Genomic DNA, 14,927 nt, shown 5'->3' with positions numbered 1-14,927 from the left:
GTGTTGTGCCGTCGTTGCCGCATCGGCAGCAGCTTCGATCCGGATATCGCTGGACGGCCGGATAGCGAAACTCTCGGCGACGAGCACCCCGTCGTCGGCAATCACGCCCTCGACTTCAAGCGTTACGCCCACGCCCAGCGTCTGGCCCGTGTTGTCTTCTTGGACGGCTGCCGAGGCATCTATCGGCTGACCACCGATAGTAAAATCGGCGCGCCCGGCGAAGTTGGCGATGATTCCCTCCAATTCCACGCGCGTGCCCGGTGCGGCCAGAATTGGATCAATCACCGTAACGCTGTCGGCCGTGAGGATGCCGGTTTGCGCCGACAGCATGCCGAAGATCTCGACTGTAGCGCCTTCTCGAAGCGCGCCGGCGGCCTCATTAATGTCCGCGCCTCCGTAGTTGACCGATAACGAGCCGACGTCGAAGGTTTGGGCGGCCATGTTGAGATTACTCAGCGTGTCTTCGACATCGATCCGGGTATTGAAATCAAAGACCACGGCGCCGCGCCGCATGTAGGTGGCGACGACGTTGCCGTTCTCGTCGATAAAACCGCTTACCAGGATCAGATTCTGTTCCGCCAGATCGGCGAACCGGACGCCGTCGAAGCGCGTTGTGTCGTCGATCAGCACGGTTTGGCCTAGCGCGGTTACAAGCCTGTTTGCGGAATCTTTGGCGGCTATGGGGCCGTCCAGCAATCGATTGAACACGACCGTCTCCGCGACCCCGCTTGTCTCTGTCTCCAAGACGCCCGTAACGGTCACGATCTGCCCCACGCGCAACGCGGCCGGGCTCGCCCGTTTACCGTCCACGATGATCTTCGCGCCGCCGGTGTCAAACTCCACGCCGTTGACAATCACACTGCCAAAGCCAGTCACCGTTCCCGAAGACGTGATGCCCGTGCCCGAGATGCCGGCCAACTGGCCGCCGCCGCCGCCGCAGGCGGTAAGCAGGATAACGGCGGCAACGACGACCGCGTTCAGACGCGCATGTTTGCTGACAACAATCTTCATTTTTTCGTCTCTGATTGGTCCGAGTCCTGAAAGAAATATATACCGACGCCGGTGCGCGCATGCTTATCATCGGCCTTGGCGTCGTCGACTTCATGCAAATTCAGCCAGTCATCCAGCGTCTCCAGCAATTGCTGGCCGCGTTCGCCGACGATGCGTCTGAATACAGGCAAGGAGCGCACCCTTACGCGCTCGTTCGCCACCATGCGCTGAAAGTACAAAGCGCCTTCGCGCTGAGGGTTGAGATTGTGGTCGATCGTCGCGACAAGATCATGAAGGGCGACGCCGAATTCGTTGATGCCGGACGGATCGTCATAATCGGGCAGATAAGCACGGCTTAACACGTGAATGTAGCCATCGTCGGCACGGTCCACCGCGTGTACGCGATGCAATTCTTCCAGCATTGTCTTGGGTGGCATGTCGCCGCTATAACGGCGGACCAGCGTGGAAAAACTGATGCCGGTTCCCTCCAGTCGCAAGGGCAGCGGCTGGCCGTCGTCGCCAGTAAATTCGGCATCCTGATACCAGCCGGATAACACCCGCGTCGCTCGATTGACGTTACTGGAAGCCTTGGTATCGATGCCCGCCTCCCGCAGCCGCTTGACCTCCTTGCGGGTCAGCCCCGTGATGATTGCGACGCGCGAGTCGGAAGGTTTGTCCCCTTTGGGCGTAAAATTTTCGCGCGCGACCTCGGCGTAAACCGACTTCACGACCTCGGCGAACTCGCCGTAGGCCATCCCGTAGCGCAGCAGCAGACTGACCAGCGGCCGCAACAAGTGTCGGCACGCTGTCGTGAGGCGACTCTTCAGATTTCCCTTCATAGTAGGGAATTGTATCCCATAGCTAGCCCAGAATGTAGCGGTTTTCCTCAAAGGTAATAGGGGCCTGTTTGACGTGACGCCCATTCGCGGGATTGTAATCCCGTAAATCCCGTTACGCGAGCGCCTTGAACTGACATCATTGCCGAGACCGGCGCCCATCCATGTTAATGGTCTGGAGCGGTGGCATGCAGTTCTTCATTTATTCAGCCAACTATTTGTTACGGATAATAAAAATATCTGTCAGTATTATTGAGACTAACGCTCGGGCCTTCGTGGCGGATTTGAATCTGTTAGTCGGCGCCACGCTGGTGATCTAGGCTGATTTGATCGAGGCGGATACAAGCGCGAGGTGCACTGCAAGTGGCAGAGCTTCCGTCGATGGTGATTCGATCATCGAGAATCTTCGTATCAACAACCGCCTGGTCAGCAGTCAGGCTGCGTTTCCGCCGAACACCGTCGTCAAGGTGCCGGAGGTTCCCGGCGTAAAGCTGGTCGCTAATGGCAGGACAAGGCCACGAGGCGCAACATGGGAGAAATCAACGTCGCCGCATTGCGTCTGAAGATCGACCCGGTGGGTGGTCTGTTGCCGCCGGTCAGCGGCCTGTTACCCATCGGCACTTCCGCGGAGGTCGTGATATCCGAGGCGCGTTCGGATGTTAATTGTCGTTAACACGCAATAATCGACTTGCTGCAGAGTTAATAGAGGAAGGATCGGACTCGACAAGGAGTCAAGGAACGGTGTCGGATCTGCGGCCCCCGTCAGCGAGGTCGAATGGAGTCGACCCGCGAAGGCGCAGGGAAGGTGGGCAAAAAGAAGGGCGGCCTGGCGCGCCGCCCTTCTTCACTTAAGTTACGACTGGGTCTGGAGGTTATTCAGCCTCGTCGCTGACCGATAGCATTTCCATATTCATCTCAATCGTCTTTTGACCAATGCCTTTTACGCGGTCAAGCTCCTGCACTGAGCCGTACGGGCCGTTCGCGTCACGGTCCGCGATAATTGCGGCAGCTTTGGCAGGCCCGACGCCCTTAAGTTCTGCCAGGCCTTGCGCGTCGGCGCTGTTGATGTTGATCGACTCGGCGGCGGCTACTGAAGCAAACAACATGAATAGTGCGCTAATCAGGTACTTTCGAAATAACATGGCTATCTCCTTGATATAAGGTGTATGCGGATGCGCCCCAGGCGGTTGCCAACGGAATGTTTGCCCGAAAAGGGTGGTTAAACATACATCCGCGAGGCAATCACGATGCTAGGCAATAATCTCGATCCGCGGCAGTCTGGATTGGACCGTTAGGCGCATTTACGCGACTGGCGGTTAATGATGACATCTCACCCGCACTCTTCTTATCCGTCTCTACACATTTGGTAACCGACGCAAGCGCCTGATGCATGAGATCGAGCATTGACCCCATACGCTTTACACACGGCTAATACGTTGTCCGAGCGCGATGCAGACGGTCAGCAGCAACAATGTCAGCAGCGTCCAGACGAGCGCGATGTATCCAAACAGGACCGGCGCCATCATCATGGTGGACATGAGGGAATCCTGATAATAAAAAAACCACTGGTGTCCGGCTGGAAAGACCACGGTGTGCAGCCAGTAAAACGCGTTCACGGGCCCGGCGACGAGAATTGCTGCGGCTAGCGCGACTATGGGCACGAGCAAGCCGGGCAGCAGCGACTTTGCGGGGGGCGGGGCAAGTCTGCGTTTGTGTATGTTCAGCAATAGCGCGGCGGCCGCGATGATCGCGACTATGCCGGCGCAGCTGAAGGCATCGACCAGCGCCGCGACATCTTTAAGGTGCACGATTTCCGGCTCTCGTAACAGCGTCCCCAGAGCGCGGCCTTCGTTATCGTGGTAGACAAGCTTGTCCAGGCCGGCGCCGCGGCCGTGAATGGCGTCCACGATGCCGGCAAACAGCCGGCTGCGTTCGGACTTGGACGTCAGCTCGAAGCCCTGCCGATAGCGATTCCGCGGGCCATAGACTTCGATAGTAAGATCAATGCCGATCAGATCATGCCAAACCGGGTATAGAAAATTGACCTGCGCCAGCGCCAGCCAGGCAACATAAGCGGTGCTCAAGAGCGCCGCGAAAATATATACGATCCATGGCGAGGTCGTGTACCTGGTGGCCATTCGCGGCGGTTCGGAGATTGTCCGGCGGGCGATCATTTCATCGCCCCTCATCGCCGCACCGCACGGGCACGTCGCCCAGGGTGCCGACATAGTGGCAGGCGGCAACCCTGCGTAGGGTGAAACGATGCGGCTCAGGGATTTCGCTTCGACAGCGCGCCGCGACCCAAGGACAGCGCGCATGAAACACACAACCGGTGGGCGACGCGGTCGGCGACGGCGGTTCGCCATCCAGCGTTATTCGGCGCCGCGCACGTTCCTGTCGCGGGTCCGCGCGCGGCGCGGCCGACAGCAGCGCCCGCGTGTAAGGGTGCGCGGGGTCAGCGAAGAGTTCTTCGCAGTGGGCCTGTTCCATGACTTTGCCCAGGTACATGATCAGTACGCGATGGCTGATACTCTTCAGCACCGCCAGATCGTGGGATATGAAGATCATGGAGAGATTAAGTTTATCCTGCAATCCTTTGAGCATATTGATTATCTGAGCGCGGATAGAGACGTCCAGCGCGCTTGCCGGTTCGTCACAGATCAGCAGGCGCGGGCGCGCCACCAGCGCGCGCGCGATGCCGATGCGCTGGCATTGACCGCCCGAAAACTCGTGCGGATAACGGTGCAGATCACGTGCCGTGAGGCCGACCTGCTCAGCCATATCCAGGACGCGATCGCGGCGCTCAGTGCTCGGTATCCGAGGGTGAAGATTGATTAGCGGTTCGGCAATAATTGCGCTAATCGTCATGCGCGGATCGAGGCTTGCAATCGCGTCCTGAAACACCATCTGCACGTCGCGGCGCAGGGCACGCCAGCCTGCGCGATAGAGTCCGTTCAGCTCCGTACCCAACAGCCTGGCACTGCCGGAGGTTATCGGTTGCAGCCCGGTAAGCGCGCGCGCCAGGGTGGACTTTCCGCACCCGGATTCGCCGGCGATGCCTAATGTCTCTCCCGGCCTTAGATCGAAATCCACGTCGTCGACCGCTCTGATGTGCTGGGCGCGCCGCCACGGCCGGTTCGCCGGCAATGGATAGCTTACCCGCAACCCGCGCACGACCAGCAACGCCGCGCTCACGGTACCTGCTCAAGATGGCAGGCCTTCGCGTGTCCGTCGCGCCACACAACCAGCTCGGGTGTCTCCCGGTCGCAACGTTCGAAGCGGTGACGGCAGCGCGGCGCGAAGCGGCAGCCGGCTGCCGCGGGCGATCCGGAGTTCGGGGGCTGGCCGGGAATCGTCGGCAGGACATCGTCGCGACGCCACGTCATGCGGGCGGAGCACGCCAGCAGGCCTTGCGTATAAGGATGCTGTGGATTGTAGAAAATCGCCTCGGCGGGCGCGGATTCCACCACTCTTCCGGCGTACATCACCATCACCCGCTCGCAGATCCCGGCGACCACGCCCAGATCGTGCGTGATCAGCACAAGCGACATGTTCGACTTGTGCATGATTTCGCCCAGCAGCGCCAGTATGTCGGCCTGCACGGTCGCGTCCAGCGCAGTAGTCGGCTCGTCGGCGATGAGAATATCCGGTTCGCACAAAAGGCTCATGGCGATCATCACCCGCAGCCGCTGACCGCCTGACAGCTCAAGCCGGAAGCGTTTGACGCATTGCGCCGGGTCCGACAGACGCATCGATCTAAGCATCTCGATTATTCGCACCCGCCTTGCGCTCGCCTTAAGCTGCGTATGCGTGCTTAACATTTCGTCAAGCTGCATGCCGATCCTTAAATGCGGGTTCAGCGCGCTCATCGGATCCTGAAAGATCAGCGCGATCCTGGCGCCACGAATACGATTCAGCGGCCTCGCGGGCAGCCCGATCAATTGCTGGTCCTTATAGCGCACCGTTCCCTGCACACGGGCGTTGCGATCCAGCAAACCCAGCAGCGCCAGCATGGTCTGACTCTTGCCGCAGCCCGATTCGCCGACCACGCCCAGCGCCAGCCCCGGATACACGTCGAAGCTGATCTTATCGACCGCGCGTCGCACGCGCTCTCGCGTCGGATACTCGACGATCAGATCTCTCACCTTCAACAAGGGCTGTCCGTTCATGTCAGCGATCCTTGGGGTCCAGCGCGTCGCGCAGGCCGTCGCCAATAAAGTTGCAGCAGAAGAGCGTTACAGCCAGCAACGCGGCGGGGAAGATCAGCAGCCAGGGCGCGGTTTCCATCTCTTGCGCGCCCTCGTTGACCAGGGCGCCCCAGGAGGTGGCAGGCGGCTCAACACCAAGGCCCAGAAAGCTCAAGAATGATTCGACCAGAATGACCTGCGGCACGGTCAGGGTCACATACACAGCGATCACGCCCAGTAGGTTGGGCACGATGTGCCGCTGAATGATCCGCGCGCCGCTAGCGCCTGCCAGGCGCGCGGCGTCGACATACGCGGCATATTTCAGCGACAAGGTCTGTCCGCGCACGATGCGCGCCATGTCCAGCCAGTTGATCGCGCCGATCGCGACGAAGATCAGCACCAGATGGCGGCCGAAAAAGACCATCAGCAAGATGACAAAAAACAGAAACGGCATCGCGTAAAGGATATCGACGACGCGCATCATGATCGCGTCGACCCGGCCCCCGAGGTAGCCCGCCAACGCGCCATAGGCCACGCCAATGACCAGGCTGACAATGGTGGATACCGCGCCCACCAGCAGCGACACCCTTCCGCCATGCAAGGTGCGTACGAACAGATCGCGCCCCAGGCTGTCGGTGCCGAACAGATGGCCATCGATGAGCGATGGCGGTGACCACATGTGCGTCCAGTCGAGCTGGGCGGGCTGATAAGGACTGAGCCACGGGCCGATGACAACCGTAATGGTCAGCGCGGCCATCACCAGCACACTCGCGACGGCGGCCTTGTTGCGCCTGAGGCGCTGCCACGCATCGCCCCACAGACCGCCGCCGTGCAGGCGAGCCGCGTCTTCCAACGCATCATCGAGGCCGCGCATGCCGGTGTTCAGTATTTCACGCGGGGGTCCAGCCACGCATACAGCAGGTCCACGATAAGATTGAGCACGATCACCAGCAGCCCGTAAAACAGCACCACACCAAGTGCCAGCGTGTAATCGCGGTTAAGCGCGCCGTTAACGAAATGGCGGCCCAGGCCGGGAATGCCGAATATCGTCTCGATCACCACCGAGCCGGTCACGATGCCCGCGGTGGCGGGTCCCAGATAGGACACGACCGGCGCCAGTGCGGCCGGTGCGGCGTGGCGCAGGAATATCGCGCGCATGGGCAGCCCCTTGGCCCGCGCGGTGCGGATGAACGGCGCGCTGAGCACTTCGATAAGCGACCCGCGCATGAGCCGCGCGATATATGCGATCTGCACGGCCGCCAGGGTGATCACCGGCAGAATGAAATGCCGCCAGCTTTCCAGCCCGCCCGCGGGCAGCCAGCCATGGTATACGGCCAGCCAGAGAATCAAGAGCGGCGCCAGCACAAAACTCGGCATTGAGATCCCCAGCATGGCTATGGTCATCACCACGTAGTCCACGGTGCCGTTGTGATTGACGGCGGCGATGGCGCCAAAGCCGACCCCCGCGACCAGGGCGAGCGCCATCGCACATCCTCCGAGGGTAAACGAGACGGGAAACCCCGCGGCGATCAATTGCGTGACGGTCAGGTCCGGATACTGGAACGACGGCCCGAAGTCGCCGCGCGCGATGCCCCACAAGTAGCGTCCATATTGCTGGAGCAGCGACTCGTCCAGATGATAGCGCTGTTGCAGATTGGCCTCGATTGCCGGGGGCAACTGCCGTTCGGTGTCGAACGGCCCGCCGGGCGCCAGTCGAATCAGAAAAAATGCCAGGGTAACAAGCAGAAAGAGCGTAGGTATGGCCGCGATGGCCCGGCGCAGCGCATAACTCAGCATGATCAGTCGCGCGGCTCACCTGTTTTGGCCGGCACTTCGATGCGCAGGTCTTTAGTGTAATGATGATCCATCACGTTGTCCTCGTAGCCCTTGACGTACGGCTTCTGTAACCGTTTGCTGACATAGAAATAAAGTGGAATAAGAGCGTGGTCGGCGATCAGCACGCGCTCGGCCTGTTGCAGCAGCGCGCGGCGGTGTTGCGGGTCGGTTTCTCCGGCTGCCTGCGCAAGCAGCCGGTCGTAGCGTGCACTGGCGTAGCCGGTTCCGTTAAGCCCGAAACGCGAATGCAGCAGTTCCGCGAATGTATACGCATCGTTGTAGTCGCCGATCCACGCGGCCCGATACACCTGCGTGACGCGCCGCTGCTGCACGTTTTGCAGAAACACTTTCCATTCCTCGTTGACCAGGGTCGTGTCCACACCCAGCACCCGCTCCCACATACTTGCGATCACCACCGCGATTTTCTGATGCGCGTCGCTGCTGTTGTAGCGGATCTCCAGCCTGAGCGGGCTCGCGCGTGAATAGCCGGCTTGCCGGTAAAGCCGCCGGGCCCGACGAATCTGCCTGCTCCGAGGCCAGTTGGCATAGGCAACGGTCTCGCCACTGTAATTTTCGATGCCGGGCGGCACCCAGCCGTACGCCGTTAGCTCGCCGCCGCGCGTGACCTTCCCGACCAGAATATCGCGATCAATCGCCAGCGACAGCGCCCTGCGCAAGGCGCGATTGGCCTTGAACGGCGGCCGGGTAAGATTCAGCCCGTAGTAGTACGTGCCCAGATACGGTGCCGCCCGATATTCGTCGCGCAGGTGCTCGCGCACCCATTCCAGTTGTCCCAGCGGCACGGTCGATGTCAGGTCGAGTTCGCCGGCGCGGTAACGGCGCAGTTCGGCCTCCTGATCGTCGATCCCGTAGTATTTAACGATGCCGATACCTGTGTTCGCAGCATCCCAATAGCGTGAATTGCGACGTAACGTGACGTGCGAGGCGACGACCCATTCGTCAAGAGTATAGGCGCCGTTACTGACATTGTTGTCGGGTTGTGTGAACGCCGCTCCAAACCGCTCAACGGCGGGGCGATAGACGGGATACGTGGTGGTGTGTGTCAGGAGACCAAGAAAATATGGCGTGCGCGATTCCAGCGTAATTTTCAGCACGTGCGAGTCGAGCGCCCGCACGCCTAATGATTCGGGCGGAACCTTGCCCTCGATGATGGCCGCGGCGTGCTGGATCGGCGAGAGAATCGCCGCGTAACTGGAGCTCGTGGCGGGATCTACCGCGCGCCGCAGACTGTACACAAAATCATCGGCGGTCAGCGGCGCGCCGCTGGACCAGCGCGCGCCCTTGCGTAAATAGAACGTGTAAATCCTGTCGTCGGCGCTGATATCCCAGCGCGCCGCCGCGCCTGGCGCGAGGCTGCCGTCCGGATTCTCGGACACCAGCCCCTCGTACAAATCGCGCAGGATATTGGCCTCCGGCACCCCCTGCGCGCGGTGTGGATCGAGCGTCTGCGGCTCCGCGCCGTTGCCCTTGCGCAGGACAGTTTCACCCGCGGCTGTGATTTCCGGTTGATTGACGGCCTGCCGCGCTGGATCGCAGCTGCTGACGACCAAGGTGGCAAGCGTCGCCAGGACTACCGCGCAACGGCGCATCGAATGCCGGAATCGCAGATCGAACAATGGGTTAGCAGTCATTGGCGCGTGAGTGTATCATTATCCAATGCGCATTAGTTTTTCGGCCGAATCATGACGCGCGCCAGGCGTGCGCGCAGTTGGCATCGGCAGCACGCGGCCGACCATTTCACGCACCGCGCGTTTGAAGAAGGCTGGCGATCGCGCGCGGTGTACAAGCTGGAAGAACTCGACCGGCGCGACCATCTTTTCCGCACCGGCATGCGCGTGCTGGATGTGGGTGCGACGCCCGGCGGCTGGAGCCAGTATGCCGCGAAAAGTGTCGGAGGCGCAGGTGAAATCATCGCGCTGGATATACTGCCGATGCAACCGCTGTCCCGAGTTGAGTTCGTGCAGGTGGATTTTCGCGACGACTCTGCTCTGCAACACCTCCTGCAAAAGCTGCGTTCCCGGCGCGTTAACCTTGTAATGTCCGACATGGCGCCCAATCTTACGGGGGTGATGGCAATCGATCAGCCGCGGGCGATGGACCTGGCGGAACGGAGTCTGCAGCTCGCCCGGGAGTCGCTGAAGCAGGGTGGTGATTTCGTGGTGAAACTGTTCCAGGGCGAAGGCTTCAGCGCTTATGTCTCCCTGGTCAGGCAATCGTTCGGCAAGGTCGCGTTGCGCAAGCCAGGGGCTTCACGGTCGCAGAGCCGCGAAGTGTACGTAGTGGCGAAGAACTACCGGTTGTAGTAGTGTCAAACAGTTGTTTGTCCAGCTTGACAGGACATTACAGCGCCCGTTTGGGATATTGTCATAATGATCGGCGCCTGCCTCATCCCGGATGGTTTCGAGCCTCGGCAGCGGCTCATCGATACTGAGGTGTTACTTTGAACGACATGGTGAAGAATCTGATTTTATGGGCGGTCATCGCCGTGGTGCTGATGTCCGTATTCAATAATTTCAGTCCCCGCAACACCGGTCCCACCGCGCTTTCCTATTCCGAGTTCATCGGCGAAGTCAAGAGCGGCAACGTGGAGCGCGTGGAGATCGACGATCGCACCGTCAGCGGTCAAACCGTGTCCGGCGAAAACTTTACCACGTACACGCCGCCCGACGATCCGCAGCTGATCAACGATCTGCTGGCCAACGGGGTGGAAATTGAGGCCAGTCCGCCCGACCAGCGCTCCTTGCTGGTCGATATCCTCATCAGCTGGTTCCCTATGCTGTTGCTGATCGGTGTGTGGATCTTCTTCATGCGTCAGATGCAGGGCGGCGGTGGCGGACGCGGCGCCATGTCGTTCGGCAAGAGCAAGGCGCGCCTCATGGGTGAGGATCAGGTCAAGCTGAACTTCAGCGATGTCGCCGGTGTGGAAGAAGCGAAAGAAGAGGTCGTCGAACTGGTCGAATTCCTGCGCGATCCCGGCAAGTTCCAGAAGCTGGGTGGCAAAATCCCGCGCGGCGTGTTGATGGTCGGCTCGCCAGGCACCGGCAAGACCCTGCTGGCGAAGGCGATCGCGGGCGAGGCAAAAGTGCCGTTTTTCAGCATCTCGGGTTCCGACTTCGTCGAGATGTTTGTGGGCGTGGGCGCCTCTCGCGTGCGCGACATGTTCGCGCAGGCCAAGAAGCACGCACCCTGCATTATCTTTATCGACGAGATCGACGCCGTCGGTCGTCAGCGTGGCGCGGGTCTGGGCGGCGGTCACGACGAGCGCGAGCAGACCCTGAACCAGTTGCTGGTGGAGATGGACGGCTTCGAAGGCAACGAGGGCATTATTGTCATCGCGGCCACCAACCGTCCCGACGTGCTCGACCCGGCGCTGTTGCGGCCGGGGCGTTTCGATCGTCAGGTCGTGGTGCCGTTGCCAGATGTGCGTGGCCGCGAGCAGATCCTTAAAGTCCACATGCGCAAGGTGCCGATCGCCGATGACGTACGGGCTGATCTGATCGCGCGTGGCACGCCCGGGTTCTCCGGCGCGGATCTCGCCAATCTGGTTAACGAGGCGGCGTTGTTCGCGGCGCGCGCCAACAAGGCGTCGGTGGAGATGGCTGAATTTGAGCGCGCCAAAGACAAGATCATCATGGGCGCCGAGCGCAAGTCCATGGTGATGAGCGAGGATGAGAAAAAACTCACGGCATATCATGAGGCGGGACACGCGATCGTCGGGCGGCTGGTGCCGGAGCACGATCCCGTCTACAAGGTCAGCATCATCCCGCGTGGGCGCGCGCTGGGTGTAACCATGTTTCTGCCCGAGGACGATCGATACAGTTACAGCAAGCAGCGTCTGGAGAGCCAGTTGTCCAGTCTGTTCGGGGGACGCATCGCCGAAGAACTGATCTTCGGCGCCGAGCGTGTGACGACCGGCGCCTCCAACGATATCGAGCGCGCCACCGAGATCGGCCGTAACATGGTGACGAGGTGGGGCCTGTCGAGCAAGATGGGCCCGCTCGCATACAGCGAAGAACGCGGCGAGGTGTTTCTGGGCCATTCGGTAACGCAGCACAAGACTTTGTCGGACGAAACCGCGCATGCAATAGACGAAGAGGTGCGCCGGATTATCGATTCGAATTATAAGCGTGCGGAGCGGTTGCTAAAAGACAACGTCGAAACGCTGCACAACATGGCGCAGGCGTTGATGAAATATGAAACCATCGACACCGAGCAGATCAACGACATCATGGCGGGCCGTGAACCGCGACCACCCCGCGACTGGCGCGACGACGAGCCGGGATCGGGCAGCGCGGCGGGCAAGCAAGCGGACAAGCCAAAACCGGACGGCAAGGAAGGCGGCAAGATCGGCGGGCCCGCCAGCTCGCATTAACGAACGTCGTTGGATCCGCGCGTCACGAGCGATCGTGCTGTTTATTGCAAGAACTGAAGCCCCGGTTGTGTTCACACCGGGGCTATTGTTTTGTGCGGCTGATTTCCGCCACGAAGGCGCGCTGAATTGATCTATAAATACCAGGTAACAGCTTGGGGAGAATCGAAGAATGAGCAAGCGCTATTTTGGCACGGACGGTATTCGTGGGCGTGTCGGCCAGCATCCGATGACCCCGGAATTCGTGCTCAAGCTGGGCTGGGCGGCCGGTCGCGTGCTCGCGGCCGGTGGTCGACACATGGTGTTGATTGGCAAGGACACGCGCATTTCCGGTTACATGCTGGAGTCGGCGCTGGAGGCGGGATTATCGGCCGCCGGCGTGAATATCAACCTACTGGGCCCCATGCCGACACCCGGTATTGCCTATCTAACCCGCACCTTGCGCGCGTCAGCCGGCATCGTAATCAGCGCGTCGCACAATCCGTATTACGACAACGGCCTGAAATTCTTCTCTCACGAGGGGCTGAAGCTGCCGGACTCGGTCGAGGCCGAGATCGAAGCGCGCATGGATGAGCCCATGAAGCTCGTGCCGCCGGACCAGCTGGGCAAGGCCGAGCGGCTGGTGGACGCGGCGGGCCGTTATATTGAGTTTTGCAAGCGCACAATCCCCTTCACCACGGCGCTGCGTGGCGAAAAAATCGTCGTCGACTGCGCACACGGCGCCACCTATCACGTCGCGCCGGCCGTGTTCGAGGAACTCGGCGCGGATGTTGTGGCGCTGGGAACCGAGCCTGATGGCCTGAATATCAATGAAGACTGCGGGGCAGTCGCGCCCGCGGCTTTGTGCGCGGCAGTGCTGGAACATCAGGCGGACGCCGGTGTAGCCATTGATGGCGACGGCGATCGACTCATCATGGTGGATCATCGCGGCGAGGTGCTGGACGGTGACGAACTCCTTTACATCATCGCGAACGCCAAGCAGCAGGAGGGGTCCCTGGGCGGCGGTGTGGTCGGCACATTGATGTCCAACCTGGGCCTGGAGCAGGCGCTCGCCGCGGCCGCCATACCCTTCGACCGCGCGGCGGTCGGCGATCGATACGTGCTGGAGATGCTGCAACGGAAAGGGTGGCTGCTTGGCGGGGAGTCGTCGGGCCACATCATCAGTCTGGACCGAACCACCACCGGTGACGCCATCGTCTCGGCCTTGCAGGTGCTGCACGTAATGGTCGCGACGTCCCGCACGCTGCACGAAGTCAAGGCCGGGATGACCAAATGCCCCCAGACGCTTATCAATGTACCGATCGTGGAGTCCTTCAATGTGCGGACATCGGGGTCGGTCCAGCAGGCTGTAGCGGCGGCCGAACGCGATCTCGGAGAGAGCGGGCGCGTCTTGTTGCGCGCCTCTGGCACTGAGTCCCTGGTGCGGGTGATGGTTGAAGGGCGCGATGTAGAGCGCGTGCGGCAGATCGCCGAACGCATCGCCGCAAGCGTGCGCGATGCAGCCAGGCAAGCCACCTCATCCGGGACGGTGGCGCCCGCGGCCAGAATTGCGTGACGCGCCGATCTCCTCTTGAAGCGTTACCTGGACGCGCGTAAGCTTCGCGACTTTTTGAGGTTGCTGAATTCATCAATCATCGCTGTTGCCAAATGGTGAACGTTTATACTCTCGCGCATAGCCGCACCGCCGCCGCGGGATTTCTGGGATCTTTTAACTCCTGAAGCAACATGTCCAGGTGGATAAATCCTGATCTTTAACGTGGCATTATTAATTTTTAGGCAAAGGGTCCAATGCGTAGCCCGTTAGTTGCCGGCAACTGGAAATTGAACGGCACCCTGACAAGCATACGGGCGCTGGTCGACACTATCATTGCCGGCGCCGGCGGCGACGCCCTCGCCGAAATGGCGGTATGTCCGCCGTTCGTATATCTGCCTGAAGTGCGGTCAAGGCTTGCTAGCACGGGTATCGCACTGGGCGCGCAGGACGTAAGCGATCAGGCCTCTGGCGCGTTTACCGGTGAGGTGGCCGCTGCCATGTTGCGCGAGTTCGATGTGAAGTATTGCATCGTGGGGCACTCCGAGCGTCGTCACGTTTATGGCGAAAGCGACGCGCTGATCGCACAAAAGTTTGCCGCCGCGCGGCGCGCGGACATTACGCCGATTCTGTGCGTCGGCGAGCTGCTGGAGCAACGCGAACAGGCCCTGACCGAACAAGTCGTTCAACGCCAGTTGGACGCCGTGCTGGAACTGGCGGGGATTGCCGCGTTCGGGCGTGCGGTGATCGCTTACGAGCCCGTATGGGCCATCGGCACCGGCAAGACGGCGACGCCAGAGCAGGCGCAATCGGTTCACGCCGGCATTCGCGCGCACCTCGCCGGTCTGGACGGCAATATCGCTTCGCAGGTGCGGATTTTGTACGGTGGCAGCGTAAAGGCTGACAATGCCCGCGAGCTGTTCTCGCAGACGGATATAGACGGCGCACTCATCGGCGGCGCTTCGCTGAATGCCCAGGAATTTCTAAAAATATGCAGCGCGGCCTGATGAATTACAAGGTGGTCTCAAGGTTCTAGTGCAACGCCTATGATGGTGAGACCGGAGGTGTTGCATGGCAAGGTATACGAGATTGACGCGGTCGGAGCGTGCGGAGTTGAGTCTGCGTTTGTCATGGGGTTGGCGTTACCGGCAGATTGC

14 protein-coding genes are annotated in these 14,927 nt (G+C 60.8%); 5 read left to right on the top strand and 9 right to left on the bottom strand.

All coding sequences use genetic code 11. The features are described 5' to 3' along the window. Together H0V34_05005 and H0V34_05000 are read right to left on the bottom strand one after the other, a co-directional pair. Positions 1-1,011, bottom strand: a 1,011-nt coding sequence (locus H0V34_05005; protein MBA2491082.1) for a hypothetical protein, incomplete at its 3' end; no start/stop codon positions are given. After that, complete coding sequence (locus H0V34_05000) at positions 1,008-1,829, bottom strand: hypothetical protein (GenBank protein MBA2491081.1); 822 nt, start codon at positions 1,827-1,829, stop codon at positions 1,008-1,010. The genes H0V34_05000 and H0V34_05005, both read right to left, overlap by 4 nt. A 526-nt stretch (positions 1,830-2,355) precedes the next feature. Here H0V34_05000 and H0V34_04995 point away from each other — a divergent pair. After that, positions 2,356-2,499, top strand: a complete 144-nt coding sequence (locus tag H0V34_04995; protein MBA2491080.1) for a hypothetical protein — start codon at positions 2,356-2,358, stop codon at positions 2,497-2,499. 199 nt (positions 2,500-2,698) lie between these two features. Here the strand turns inward: H0V34_04995 and H0V34_04990 are convergent, their stop codons facing one another. From H0V34_04990 to H0V34_04960, 7 genes are all read right to left on the bottom strand, one after another. Next, entirely contained in the window at positions 2,699-2,968 is a 270-nt protein-coding gene (locus H0V34_04990) for a helix-hairpin-helix domain-containing protein (GenBank protein MBA2491079.1), read from the bottom strand. A 276-nt stretch (positions 2,969-3,244) separates the two neighbouring features. Beyond that, a complete protein-coding gene (locus H0V34_04985; protein ID MBA2491078.1) occupies positions 3,245-3,964 on the bottom strand; it encodes a DUF1461 domain-containing protein in 720 nt (239 codons plus the stop codon). A gap of 37 nt (positions 3,965-4,001) precedes the next feature. Beyond that, entirely contained in the window at positions 4,002-5,000 is a 999-nt protein-coding gene (locus tag H0V34_04980; protein ID MBA2491077.1) for an ATP-binding cassette domain-containing protein, read from the bottom strand. Between the two features lie 17 nt (positions 5,001-5,017). Continuing rightward, the gene (locus H0V34_04975) at positions 5,018-5,995 is read right to left on the bottom strand and encodes an ABC transporter ATP-binding protein (GenBank protein MBA2491076.1); all 978 of its coding nucleotides are present in this window, start codon (positions 5,993-5,995) and stop codon (positions 5,018-5,020) included. Position 5,996: 1 nt separating this feature from the next. Then, positions 5,997-6,887, bottom strand: coding sequence for an ABC transporter permease subunit (locus tag H0V34_04970; GenBank protein MBA2491075.1), 891 nt, complete (start codon positions 6,885-6,887; stop codon positions 5,997-5,999). 8 nt (positions 6,888-6,895) lie between these two features. Next, entirely contained in the window at positions 6,896-7,810 is a 915-nt protein-coding gene (oppB, locus tag H0V34_04965) for an oligopeptide ABC transporter permease OppB (protein MBA2491074.1), read from the bottom strand. Positions 7,811-7,812: 2 nt separating this feature from the next. Continuing rightward, positions 7,813-9,459: a peptide ABC transporter substrate-binding protein gene (locus tag H0V34_04960; GenBank protein MBA2491073.1), complete on the bottom strand. Its 1,647-nt coding sequence runs from the start codon at positions 9,457-9,459 to the stop codon at positions 7,813-7,815. Between the two features lie 93 nt (positions 9,460-9,552). On the opposite strand from H0V34_04960, the gene H0V34_04955 reads away from it, so the two are divergent. From H0V34_04955 to H0V34_04940, 4 genes are all read left to right on the top strand, one after another. Further along, entirely contained in the window at positions 9,553-10,173 is a 621-nt protein-coding gene (locus H0V34_04955; protein MBA2491072.1) for a 23S rRNA methyltransferase, read from the top strand. A 137-nt stretch (positions 10,174-10,310) separates the two neighbouring features. Further along, on the top strand, positions 10,311-12,242 hold the full coding sequence (gene ftsH, locus H0V34_04950) for an ATP-dependent zinc metalloprotease FtsH (protein MBA2491071.1): 1,932 nt from the start codon (positions 10,311-10,313) through the stop codon (positions 12,240-12,242). 169 nt (positions 12,243-12,411) lie between these two features. Then, positions 12,412-13,794, top strand: a complete 1,383-nt coding sequence (glmM, locus tag H0V34_04945; protein MBA2491070.1) for a phosphoglucosamine mutase — start codon at positions 12,412-12,414, stop codon at positions 13,792-13,794. Positions 13,795-14,027: 233 nt separating this feature from the next. Further along, positions 14,028-14,777 carry a triose-phosphate isomerase gene (locus tag H0V34_04940; protein ID MBA2491069.1) on the top strand — a complete coding sequence of 250 codons (750 nt, stop codon included), beginning with the start codon at positions 14,028-14,030 and terminating at the stop codon, positions 14,775-14,777. The last annotated feature ends 150 nt before the right edge of the window (positions 14,778-14,927 follow it).

The sequence above is a fragment of the Gammaproteobacteria bacterium genome, assembly GCA_013696315.1.
In the GTDB taxonomy this organism is placed as follows: Bacteria; Pseudomonadota; Gammaproteobacteria; order JACCYU01; family JACCYU01; genus JACCYU01.
The sequence above is the reverse complement of the archived record's forward strand: the minus strand, read 5'-3'. Positions and strand labels throughout refer to the sequence as shown.

Coding starts and splice junctions, on each gene's coding strand:
- H0V34_04995 (MBA2491080.1), top strand. CDS start 2,356: ATGGGAGAAATCAACGTCGCCGCATTGCGTCTGAAGATCGACCCGGTG.
- H0V34_04940 (MBA2491069.1), top strand. CDS start 14,028: ATGCGTAGCCCGTTAGTTGCCGGCAACTGGAAATTGAACGGCACCCTG.
- H0V34_04990 (MBA2491079.1), bottom strand. CDS start 2,968: ATGTTATTTCGAAAGTACCTGATTAGCGCACTATTCATGTTGTTTGCT.
- glmM (MBA2491070.1), top strand. CDS start 12,412: ATGAGCAAGCGCTATTTTGGCACGGACGGTATTCGTGGGCGTGTCGGC.
- H0V34_04985 (MBA2491078.1), bottom strand. CDS start 3,964: ATGGCCACCAGGTACACGACCTCGCCATGGATCGTATATATTTTCGCG.
- H0V34_04975 (MBA2491076.1), bottom strand. CDS start 5,995: ATGAACGGACAGCCCTTGTTGAAGGTGAGAGATCTGATCGTCGAGTAT.
- H0V34_04955 (MBA2491072.1), top strand. CDS start 9,553: ATGACGCGCGCCAGGCGTGCGCGCAGTTGGCATCGGCAGCACGCGGCC.
- H0V34_05000 (MBA2491081.1), bottom strand. CDS start 1,829: ATGAAGGGAAATCTGAAGAGTCGCCTCACGACAGCGTGCCGACACTTG.
- H0V34_04960 (MBA2491073.1), bottom strand. CDS start 9,459: ATGCGCCGTTGCGCGGTAGTCCTGGCGACGCTTGCCACCTTGGTCGTC.
- oppB (MBA2491074.1), bottom strand. CDS start 7,810: ATGCTGAGTTATGCGCTGCGCCGGGCCATCGCGGCCATACCTACGCTC.
- H0V34_04970 (MBA2491075.1), bottom strand. CDS start 6,887: ATGCGCGGCCTCGATGATGCGTTGGAAGACGCGGCTCGCCTGCACGGC.